This is a genomic window from Salipiger sp. HF18, from assembly GCF_011806505.1.
In the GTDB taxonomy this organism is placed as follows: domain Bacteria; phylum Pseudomonadota; class Alphaproteobacteria; order Rhodobacterales; family Rhodobacteraceae; genus Salipiger; species Salipiger thiooxidans.
On the sequence record NZ_JAATOS010000361.1, the window covers coordinates 1 to 4,118 of the forward strand.

A 4,118-nucleotide genomic window follows, 5' to 3' on the forward strand; every position below is an offset into this window, starting at 1 on the left:
GCCTGCACATCGACAACGGCGTGCGGATCATCCGGCTCGACGCGGTGGCGTTCCTGTGGAAGCAGCTCGGCACCAACTGCATTCACCTGCCGCAGACCCATGCGGTGATCCAGCTGATGCGGCTGCTGATGGACTACGCCACCGAGACCGTCATCCTGCTGACCGAGACCAACGTTCCCAAGGCCGAAAACCTGTCCTATTTCGGTCATCGCAACGAGGCGCATGTCGTCTACAACTTCCCGCTGCCGCCGCTGATCCTGCACGCGATGATGTCCGGATCGGCGCGCTACCTGATCGAGTGGCAGCGCACCATGCCGCCCGCACCGCTGGGCTGTGCCTATCTCAACTTCACCGCCAGCCACGACGGCATCGGCATGCGCCCGGCCGAGGGTCTGCTTCCCCCGCCCGAGAGGGTGAAGGTGCTCGACACCAGAAGGGAGAGAGGAGGGGTTGTCTCGATGCGCTCGCTGCCGGGCTCGCAGACCATCCCCATGTCGCTCGAGGGCATTCCGGCGCTCTACATCCACTCGATGCTGGCAACGCCGAACGATCTTGAGGCGGTGGAGCGGCGCGGCATGAACCGGGCGATCAACCGCCACCGCTGGGACTACCCGACGCTGCTCTCGACGCTGGGCGACGAGGAGACGATCCATGCGCGCGTGCTCGAGGCGCTGTCGGACCGGCTTCGGCTGCGGGCCGAGCAGCCCGGCTTCCACCCCAACGCCACGCAGTTCACGCTGAACCTCGACCAGCGGATCTTCGGGCTCTGGCGGCAGTCGCTGGACCGGGCGCAGTCGATCTTCGCCCTGCACAACGTCAGCGGCGAGACCGTCGAGATCCCGGCGGGCGAGCTCAACCTCATCGCCGACGAAACCTGGGTCGACCTTCTCAGCGGTGAGGAGATCGCGTCCGGTGCGGTCGAGATGGCGCCCTACCAGTGCCGCTGGATCACCAACCTGTCCTGAGGGCAGGCGACCCGTCGGGACAGCTTTCGCGGGAATATGGCGGGCCGGCGAATACGTCGGCTTTTCGCCGCATTCGACACAAATGATTCGCGAGGCATTTAGCTTGATTCCGGGAAGTCCCTGACCAATCCTCGCACGCTGCGGGGATTGGACACGAAGGCGGAACAACGCCTGCAATATTTTGGGGCCGCAGGCCGGGTATGGTCTTTGGTCCAGCCCTCTGATGGACTGTTTCTGATCCAAGAACAGTGGCTGCGAGGTTGAAGGATCAGCTTACATGAGTGGCCTTTAAATGCTGGTCCTTCCCGGGTGGGCTCGTCGAGGGCGGGAAACAGTTAACCCTTAAGTAACGGAAAAATTGTTATAAATCTGTAAGGGTTGCGCCGGGCTCGGCGCGCCCACGTCCGCGGTGCGGACAGTTTTTTCTTTCTGCACCCACCCCCGCGGCATAAGAATTTCCCAAGCCCGACAGAGGGAGTGAAGGCATCAGGCCACGGGGGCGGCCGCAGACCTGCCCGATCTCCGCAAGGGTGCGCTGCGACACGTATGTGCGGAGACATCCGCTGCCCCGAACGGTCTGCGTTCACGGCAGGAGCATGGTGCGAAGCATGTACGTTCGGCGCAGATCCTGAAGGCAGGTCGAGTGAGCAAACAAGGCGGCGCCTTCCGGCGCCGCTGCCAGTTAAGCGGTTCGGGACCCGGTGTCCCGGTCGGATGTAACGAGGGTCGAAAGAATGGCAGATCTGGTTCTGGATTGGAGCGCTCTCGGCGCCTACGGCACCAGCCTGGATGATACGGCGACCGATGCGGTCACCACCACGGTCGAGACCGGCGGCGTCTCCGTCGACATCACATTTACCGCGCAGGACCACGAGGCGCAGGCTTCCACCGTCAACTTCGACGGCTACGTCCCCGAAGGCTCGGACGTCGACGCGAACTCTCATCTCAAGCTCTTTGGCATCGGTGGCGACGGCGACGGAGTGTCGCCGACCTCGACCACGGTGCTCAACTTCAGCTCGAGCAACGCCGACTACGGCGACGAGGTCCAGAACGTCTCGTTCCTGCTCAACGACGTCGACGGCGGCAGCGGCAGCGATCTCGGCGACCTGCTCGAGTACCCGGACACCTCGGGCGGCAGCTTCCAGGACAACGTGACGATCCTCGCCTATGACGCAGAGGGCAATCCCTGCGAGGTCACCATGACCGCGCTCGGCAGCACCACGACGATCAGCGACGACACCGCCACCGGCAGCGACGTCACCGCCTTTGCCGAGCAGAACGGCACGGTGCAGGTCTCGATCGCGGGGCCGGTGTCGCGCATCGAGGTCATCTACGAGAACGGCGGCACCTCGACCCAGGGTGTGCTGATCTCGGACGTGTCCTTCTCGACCACCGACCCGGTCATCGACGACCTCGGTCCCGTCGCCGAGGATGACAGCGCGATCACCGACGAGGACGTGGCGGTCACCATCGACGTGCTCGAGAACGACAGCGACCCGGACGGCGGCACCCTGACCGTGACCTCGGCAACCGCCACCAACGGCACCGTGGTGGTGAATAGTGACGGCACGCTGACCTTCACGCCCGAGCAGGATTACAACGGCCCGGCCGAGATCACCTACACGGTCGAGGACCCCGACGGCAACGAGGCCACCGGCCACGTCGATATCACCGTGGAGCCGGTCAACGACGCGCCTGTCGCCAACGACGATACCGAGAGCACGCCGGTCGACACGCCGGTGACCTTCGATCCGACCGACAACGACACCGACGTGGACGGCGATCCGCTCACCGTCACCGATGTCAGCGATCCGGAGAACGGCACCGTCGCGATCAACGGGGACGGCACCGTCACCTACACGCCGGACGAGGGCTTCAGCGGCACCGATCAGGGCACCATTGTCGTCACCGTGTCGAACGACGGCCAGCCCACCGATCCGCCTGGCGGCGAGAGCCCGGTGAACTCGGCCCCTGTGGCCGCGAATGACCTCTACGCCACGACGCTGACCTCGCCCGCGACCTTCAACCCGACGCTGAACGACAGCGACCCCGATGGCGACACGCTGACCATCACCTCGCTCGGCGAGGCGCCGAACGGCACCGTGACACTCAACGACGACGGCACCGTGACCTTCGTGGCGGACGAGGGTTTCACCGGCTACGACAGCTTTTCCTACACCGTGGCGGACGGCAACGGCGGCGAGAGCTCGGCCTATGTCACTGTCGAGGTGCTGCCCTGCTTCACCCCCGGTACGCTGATCGCGACGCCGCAGGGCGAGCGGCTGGTCGAGGATCTGGTCGTGGGCGACCGGGTCATCACCCGCGACAACGGCATGCAGGAAATCCGCTGGATCGGCCGCAAGGAGCTGACCGGCCACGAGCTGGCGCGCAAGCCGCATCTGCGTCCGGTACTGATCCAGCAGGGCTCGCTGGGCAAGAACCTGCCCGAGCACGACCTGCTGGTGTCGCCGAACCACCGGGTGCTCGTCGCCAACGACAAGACCGCGCTCTACTTCGAGGAGCGCGAGGTTCTGGCGGCGGCCAAGCATCTGACCGGGCTCGCCGGCGTGGACGAGTTCGACACGCTGGGCGTGACCTACATCCACATGATGTTCGACAACCACGAGGTGGTGCTGTCGAACGGCGCCTGGACCGAGAGCTTCCAGCCCGGCGACCTGTCGCTGCGCGGCATCGGCGAGGAGCAGCGGCAGGAGATCTTCGAACTGTTCCCCGAGCTGAAGCACGCCGAGGGGCTCCGGGCCTATGGCGCGGCGCGCCGTTCGCTCAGGAAGCACGAGGCGGCGCTTCTCACCAGCTGAGACCGAGGCCCGGGACGCGAGAACGGCGTCCCGGTGCCCCTCTGCCCGGCATCGGGATGATACGAAAGACGGGGCGGCGCGACCGCCTCGTTTTTCGTTTGTGCCAGCCCCCGGACATGACAACGCCCGCCCCGCGGAACGGAACGGGCGTTTTTGTTCTGCGCCTTGGGTCGGCTTCAGTCGCCTTGGCCGGTCGACGGCTCAGCTGTTGCCCGAGCCGGTGAACCGCGCCGCATCCGCCGCTGCGCGCCGGATGGCGTTCGACTTGTGCACGGTCTCCATGTACTCGGCGTCGGGATCGCTGTCGTAGACGACACCGCCGCCGGCCTGGATG

At 65.7% G+C, this 4,118-nt stretch carries 1 protein-coding gene and 2 pseudogenes; 2 read left to right on the forward strand and 1 reads right to left on the reverse strand.

What is annotated here, in order from left to right:
• Both HC022_RS20490 and HC022_RS20495 read left to right on the forward strand, forming a co-directional pair.
• Window positions 1–965: pseudogene (locus HC022_RS20490) on the forward strand (alpha-amylase); the annotation flags it as partial.
• A gap of 734 nt (window positions 966–1,699) precedes the next feature.
• Window positions 1,700–3,784 (forward strand): Hint domain-containing protein, encoded by a 2,085-nt coding sequence (locus tag HC022_RS20495; RefSeq protein WP_167453648.1) that lies wholly within the window; start codon window positions 1,700–1,702, stop codon window positions 3,782–3,784.
• A 201-nt stretch (window positions 3,785–3,985) separates the two neighbouring features.
• Here HC022_RS20495 and HC022_RS20500 read toward each other — a convergent pair.
• A pseudogene (locus HC022_RS20500) lies at window positions 3,986–4,118 on the reverse strand (chorismate-binding protein); the annotation flags it as partial.

What these genes read in the sequence shown, in the direction of transcription:
- HC022_RS20495 (WP_167453648.1), top strand. Translation starts at nt 1,700, where the DNA reads ATGGCAGATCTGGTTCTGGATTGGAGCGCTCTCGGCGCCTACGGCACC.